Source organism: Cetobacterium sp. (assembly GCF_048470075.1).
Classification (GTDB): Bacteria; Fusobacteriota; Fusobacteriia; order Fusobacteriales; family Fusobacteriaceae; genus Cetobacterium_A.
This window is the reverse complement of sequence record NZ_DBGBQB010000143.1, coordinates 1-5,826: the sequence shown is the minus strand read 5'-3', so window position 1 is coordinate 5,826 and position 5,826 is coordinate 1. Positions and strand designations below refer to the sequence as shown.

At 31.6% G+C, this 5,826-nt stretch carries 7 protein-coding genes; 6 read left to right on the top strand and 1 reads right to left on the bottom strand.

All coding sequences use genetic code 11. The features are described from left to right. Positions 1 to 176 precede the first annotated feature (176 nt). From ACMOUI_RS05015 to ACMOUI_RS04990, 6 genes are read left to right on the top strand one after another with little or no spacing between them, the layout of a single operon-like run. Positions 177 to 1,205: a C4-dicarboxylate TRAP transporter substrate-binding protein gene (locus ACMOUI_RS05015; protein ID WP_418964642.1), complete on the top strand. Its 1,029-nt coding sequence runs from the start codon at positions 177 to 179 to the stop codon at positions 1,203 to 1,205. 24 nt (positions 1,206 to 1,229) lie between these two features. Next, positions 1,230 to 1,769, top strand: a complete 540-nt coding sequence (locus tag ACMOUI_RS05010) for a TRAP transporter small permease (RefSeq protein WP_418964641.1) — start codon at positions 1,230 to 1,232, stop codon at positions 1,767 to 1,769. After that, positions 1,769 to 3,055, top strand: coding sequence for a TRAP transporter large permease (locus ACMOUI_RS05005; RefSeq protein ID WP_418964640.1), 1,287 nt, complete (start codon positions 1,769 to 1,771; stop codon positions 3,053 to 3,055). The genes ACMOUI_RS05010 and ACMOUI_RS05005 overlap by 1 nt, the downstream gene beginning before the upstream one ends. Positions 3,056 to 3,069: 14 nt before the next feature. Further along, the gene (gene glpQ / locus ACMOUI_RS05000; RefSeq protein WP_418964639.1) at positions 3,070 to 4,137 is read left to right on the top strand and encodes a glycerophosphodiester phosphodiesterase; all 1,068 of its coding nucleotides are present in this window, start codon (positions 3,070 to 3,072) and stop codon (positions 4,135 to 4,137) included. Positions 4,138 to 4,165: 28 nt separating this feature from the next. Next, on the top strand, positions 4,166 to 4,684 hold the full coding sequence (locus ACMOUI_RS04995) for an MgtC/SapB family protein (protein ID WP_418964638.1): 519 nt from the start codon (positions 4,166 to 4,168) through the stop codon (positions 4,682 to 4,684). Between the two features lie 59 nt (positions 4,685 to 4,743). Continuing rightward, positions 4,744 to 4,917 carry a hypothetical protein gene (locus ACMOUI_RS04990; RefSeq protein WP_418964637.1) on the top strand — a complete coding sequence of 58 codons (174 nt, stop codon included), beginning with the start codon at positions 4,744 to 4,746 and terminating at the stop codon, positions 4,915 to 4,917. A gap of 588 nt (positions 4,918 to 5,505) precedes the next feature. On the opposite strand, the gene ACMOUI_RS04985 is transcribed toward ACMOUI_RS04990, so the two are convergent. Beyond that, positions 5,506 to 5,787 carry a hypothetical protein gene (locus tag ACMOUI_RS04985; protein WP_418964636.1) on the bottom strand — a complete coding sequence of 94 codons (282 nt, stop codon included), beginning with the start codon at positions 5,785 to 5,787 and terminating at the stop codon, positions 5,506 to 5,508. Positions 5,788 to 5,826 lie beyond the last annotated feature (39 nt).

Genomic DNA, 5,826 nt, shown 5'->3' with positions numbered 1-5,826 from the left:
ACTTAGTACTGAAAAAACATATATTGATTAAATGTTTGGAATGTGGATATAAGAAAAGTAAGAGTTTTTATAAAATAGCAGAGATGAGAGAGAAAGCGCTATTCGTTAAAAAAGGTTTTTGCCTTTTTTGAATAGCTCTTTTTTTAATAAAAAAATTTAATCAGGGAGGGAAAGGAATGAAAGTCAGGTTTTTAAAAGTTTTAATGTTGATTTTAAGTGTTTTTTTAGTGGGATGTGGAGGAAAAAAAGAAAAAACTGCTGAAACGCAACAAGTTAATGCTCCTCAAAAGAGAGTTATTAAAATGAGTATGAAATTTGTTGAGGATGAGCAAACTGCAAAAACTTTTCATCAGGTAGCTGATAAAATAAATGAGAGGTTAAAAGATAGTTTAGAGATACAAGTTTTTACAGGTGGACAGTTACCAATAGGAAAAGATAGTATGGAACAGGTTGTTGGGGGAGCAAACTGGATATCCGTAGATGGAATAAACTTCTTAGGGGACTATGTACCAGATTATAATGCTGTGGTAGGACCTATGCTGTACAATAATTTTGATGAGTATTTAGCTATGACTAAAAGTGATTTAGTTAAAAATTTGAATGTTGAAGCCGAGAAAAAAGGGATTAAGGTTTTATCACTAGATTATCTATTCGGATTTAGAAGCATGTTGACAGAGAAAGAGATAAAAACTCCAGAGGATTTAAAAGGTTTAAAAATTAGAGTTCCAAATAGCCAGCTTTATATGTTAACTTTGGAGGCTATGGGAGCTAATCCAGCTCCCCTTCCATTTACAGAGGTTTATAGTGGAATTCAACAAAAAGTTGTGGATGGATTAGAGGGATCTTTAATGACAATCTACGGAACTAAAATATATGAAGTGAGAAAGCAAGTTTCCTTGACAAACCATCTTTTAGGAGTTTCAGCTGTAACTATTTCAACTAAGGTTTGGGATGAGTTAACTGATGAGCAGAGAAAAGTTATAGAAGAGGAGATATACAATGGAAGTATCTATAATACTGCGGAAACTGTGAGATTAGAGAAAGAGTATCAAACAAAATTAGAGGAGCTTGGAGTTAAATTTAATGAAGTTGATGCAGCTGCCTTTAATAAAGCCATTGAAAATGTATATAATCAATTCCCTAAATGGACACCAGGAATCTATAATCAAATAATGGATGAATTAAATAAAATTAGAAATAAATAGATTTTCTAGTTTGGAGGCTTTTAGATGAGTAATGATATTTTAAAAAAATTTAGAGCAATAGAGTTTGAAGCATTACTTGGAAGTATAACAATAAGTATAACTGTAATTCTTGTAATTGTAAATGTATTCTTGAGATATTTTTTAGGGATACAATACTCTTGGATAGAGGAGGTTTCAGTTGGTTGCTTTATATGGACTGTCTATCTAGGAGCAACTGCAAGCTATAGAAAAAGGGGACTTATTGGTGTGGATGTTGTAACAAAGATATTACCTCTAAAAGGGAGAAGAGTATTGAGAGTTATAACAAACTCATTACTTTTAGTTTTATCAGCTTCAATGTTTTATCTAAGTTATAATTACACATCATCATCTGATAAGATAACTTCAGCTTTGGAAGTTTCATATGTGTATATAAATAGTTCTTTACCACTTTCCTTTGGACTAATGACAATCTACTCTGTATATTTTTTTATTTATGACATTGTTAATTTTAATAGTTTAGAGATTGAAAAAACAGAGGAAGAAGAGGAGTTTAAAGAGCAAATAGAGGATGTGATGATGTGATGGAACCCTTTATACCAGTTATTATTTTATTCATACTATTTTTCTTAAATATACCGATTGCATTTGCACTTATAGGAGCGTCATTATACTATTTTATATTTCAGAACAATATAATGTCTGTTAACTTAGTTATTCAGCAATTTGTAACTTCAGTGGAGTCTTTTCCATATTTAGCAGTTCCATTTTTTATAATGGTTGGATCTGTGATGAATTTTTCAGGAATTAGTTCAAGTTTAATGAAGATGGCGGAAGTTCTAACAGGACATATGATTGGAGGATTGGCACAAGTTAACGTAGTCCTAAGTGCTATGATGGGAGGAATTTCAGGTTCTGCAAATGCTGACGCAGCTATGCAGTCTAAAATTTTAGTTCCAGAGATGGTAAAAAGAAATTTTTCAAAACCATTTTCAGCCGCAGTTACAGCTGCTTCATCCTCTGTAAGTCCAGTGATACCTCCAGGTACAAACCTGATAATCTATTCGCTGATAGCCAATGTTTCAGTGGCTAAAATGTTTTTAGCCGGTTATACACCTGGAATTATGATGACGATTTCTTTGATGTTTGTTGTGCATATAATTTCTAAAAAGAGGGGTTATGCTTCAACTAGAGATAAAAGAGCTACAATAAAAGAGATTTTAATTCAAGCTAAAGATTCTATATGGGCTCTACTGATTCCTTTTGGAATTATTTTAGGAATGCGTATGGGGCTTTTCACACCCACAGAGGCTGGGGGAGTTGCTGTATTATTCTGTTTTGTAGTTGGAGTTTTTGTGTATAAAAAACTTAAATGGGAGCATGTACCTATTATTTTAAAAGATACAGTTTATGGAACGGGGTCTGTTATACTTCTTATAATAGGGGCAAAAGTTTTTGGGTACTATTTAACGCTAGAAAGAATTCCACAGATGATAACAAATCTATTGGTTGGATTTACAGATAATAGATATATGTTACTTTTCATAGTAAATTTACTTTTACTTTTTGTTGGAATGTTTTTAGAGGGAGGAGCTGCACTGGTAATTCTTGCTCCACTTTTAGTACCAGCTGCTTTAAAGGTTGGGATAGACCCAATTCAATTTGGAGTGATTTTGATTGTTAATATTATGATAGGGGGAATAACTCCACCATTTGGTTCTATGATGTTTACAACATGTACCATAGTTGGGGTAAAACTCGATGAGTTTATAAAAGAGGTGCTGCCATTTATTTTAGCACTTTTAGTGGTTTTAGCTATTTTAACTTATTCAGAAACAATAGCTCTTTATATTCCAAATTTATTGATGTAAATTAAGGGGGTTAGATGAACGTAAAAATATTATTAACACTTGGTGTGATAGGATTATCTTTAGCTACTTTTTCACAAAATAATAAAAAACTTATAATAGCTCATAGGGGAGCAAGTGGATATCTACCAGAGCATACACTTGAGTCAAAAGCTTTGGCCTTTGGTCAGGGAGCGGATTACTTGGAGCAAGATTTAGTTATGACCAAGGATAATAGAGTGATTGTAATACATGATCACTATTTAGATGAGTTGACAGATGTTGCTAAAAAATATCCAAATAGAGCCAGAAAAGATGGAAGATACTATGTGATGGATTTTACTTTAGATGAAATAAAAAGTTTGAATATGACTGAAAACTTTAAAGTGGAGAATGGTGAGGAGAAGTTAGTTTATGAGGGAAGATTCCCTCTATGGAAATCAACATTTAAAATACATACTTTAGAGGAAGAGTTAGAGTTTATTCAAGGATTGGAAAAAACAACAGGTAAGAGAATTGGAATCTATCCAGAGATAAAAGCACCTTGGTTACATCATCAAGAAGGGAAAGATATAGCTAAAAAAACTTTACAAATTTTAAAAAAATATGGATATATAAGTAAAGATGATCCAATTTATTTCCAAACTTTTGATTTTAATGAATTGAAAAGAGTTAAGACAGAACTTATGCCTGAGATGGGAATGGATTTAAAATTAGTGCAGTTAGTTGCGTATACTGATTGGAATGAGACTATGGAGAAAAATAAAAATGGAGAGTGGATAAATTCTAGCTATGACTGGATGTTTACTTCAGAAGGTGTAAAAGAGCTATCAAAGTATGCTGACGGAATTGGACCAGCGTGGTATATGCTAGTGGATGGAGATAATTCTAAAAAAGGGGATATAAAAGTTACTCCATTGGTTCAGTATATAGGAGAGAATAATTTAGAGCTACACCCCTATACAGTTAGAAAGGACGCGTTGCCAAGCTATGTGGATAACATTGATGAGATGTTTGAAATCATATTTGATAAGGCAAACTCTACAGGAGTATTTACAGATTTTCCTGATTTAGGAGTTCAGTTCATAGCAAATAAAAATAAATAAATAAATAAATATAGAATGGAGTACAATTATGACTGGGATAGGATTACCAGAAATACTGTTTAGACTAACAATTTCTTCAATATTTGGGGGGTGTATAGGATTAGAAAGAGAGTTAAAAAATAAATCAGCAGGTTTTGTAACTTTAATCTTAGTTTGTTTAGGAGCTACGACTATAGCTCTTTTACAGGAAGAGTTGTTTGTAAGACAAATAAAGTTAATATCCTCACAACCTGAGCTCATGGAAAGTTTCAAATTAGATATTACAAGATTGTCCGCTCAAGTAATAACAGGAGTTGGATTTATAGGTGGAGGAACAATAGTCTATTCCAATGATAAAGTTTCAGGAATAACGACTGCAGCTACTTTATGGATAACAGCAGCTATTGGATTAACAATAGGGTATGGGTTTATCTCTCTATCTGTGGCAGCTTTTGTAATTGTTGTTATAAATTTAATAGTGATGAAAATATTGGAAAGAAAAGTTATAACAATAGTAAAAAACAAAAAGGCAATTAAATATAATTTGGGTAAAGAGGGAGAAAAATAGAATGAAGAATTCTAAAAAAGCAATAAAAAAATAGATTTCTAGAGGTTGATTCAATTGCATTGCAACAAGCACTTAAAAATTTAGAAACTGGATATAAGAATTTCTTTCAAAATCGTACAGCATTTCCTAAATTTAAAACAAAAAGGTCAACTAGAAAATCGTACAATACAGTATCTACAAGTAATAATATTAGAGCTGAAGGTAACTATTTAAAACTTCCAAAGCAAAATTAAACTTCATAGACAGATACCTAAAAATTATGTAATTAAATCGGCTGCCATTAGCCAAGAGCCTAACGGTGCTTAATATGTTTCTTTACTAACTGAATTTGAAAAAGATATAGATGAATGTAACTTAGAGATAGATAGAGATCTAAATGCAAGTATAAATATTAGAGAGTTAGGAAGAACACATTTAGTCTATTAAAACATATATCAGGATAGGAACTACCCGAAGGAAGAGCGTGATTAATATATCCGACATGAGTCAGATACTTCCCACGAAGTCCCGCCCTCTATTAGTGCGGTGGTAGTTCACCGTTACTTGAAATTGCAACGCTATTGTTTAAAATCTTTTTAATTTTCATTAATTCCCATCCCGTATTTTAAAGTTTGTTAAAACTATGATATTATATAATCTTTCTTTTTGCAATAATAATATCTAATATATTTTAAAGAAATATTTAAAATAAAAAACCTCCAAGTTAAGGCAACTTGGAGGTTTCTATAATTTTATCTTTTCATAATATTTTTGCAAGAAAGATAAAAGAATTTTGATAGAACATCTTTACTAAGATAAATAGCTCTAGAATTACCTATATCTTAATTTGTCGAAGACGGCTGCTCCGAATCTTTATTACTATCAGAGTTATTAATATAATTACTGGGAGTTTCTATATTATCACCTTCATTAGATTTGTGAGGTGATATATCTGATATCTCTTCATTTGTTATTTTTACAGATTCCTCTCCTGTTGTTTTTAGTATTGGCTGCTCTCCAGGATTTATTTGTAAATCATCACTGCCAATTCCAGATTCATTACACGAAGCAAACAAAAATATTAAAAAACCTCCAAAACATAACCCAAGTAATTTCTTTTTCATATAACTTTCCTCCTTTCAAAGTATTGAATTAACTATATC

What these genes read in the sequence shown, in the direction of transcription:
- ACMOUI_RS05015 (WP_418964642.1), top strand. Translation starts at nt 177, where the DNA reads ATGAAAGTCAGGTTTTTAAAAGTTTTAATGTTGATTTTAAGTGTTTTT.
- ACMOUI_RS05010 (WP_418964641.1), top strand. Translation starts at nt 1,230, where the DNA reads ATGAGTAATGATATTTTAAAAAAATTTAGAGCAATAGAGTTTGAAGCA.
- ACMOUI_RS05005 (WP_418964640.1), top strand. Translation starts at nt 1,769, where the DNA reads ATGGAACCCTTTATACCAGTTATTATTTTATTCATACTATTTTTCTTA.
- glpQ (WP_418964639.1), top strand. Translation starts at nt 3,070, where the DNA reads ATGAACGTAAAAATATTATTAACACTTGGTGTGATAGGATTATCTTTA.
- ACMOUI_RS04995 (WP_418964638.1), top strand. Translation starts at nt 4,166, where the DNA reads ATGACTGGGATAGGATTACCAGAAATACTGTTTAGACTAACAATTTCT.
- ACMOUI_RS04985 (WP_418964636.1), bottom strand. Translation starts at nt 5,787, where the DNA reads ATGAAAAAGAAATTACTTGGGTTATGTTTTGGAGGTTTTTTAATATTT.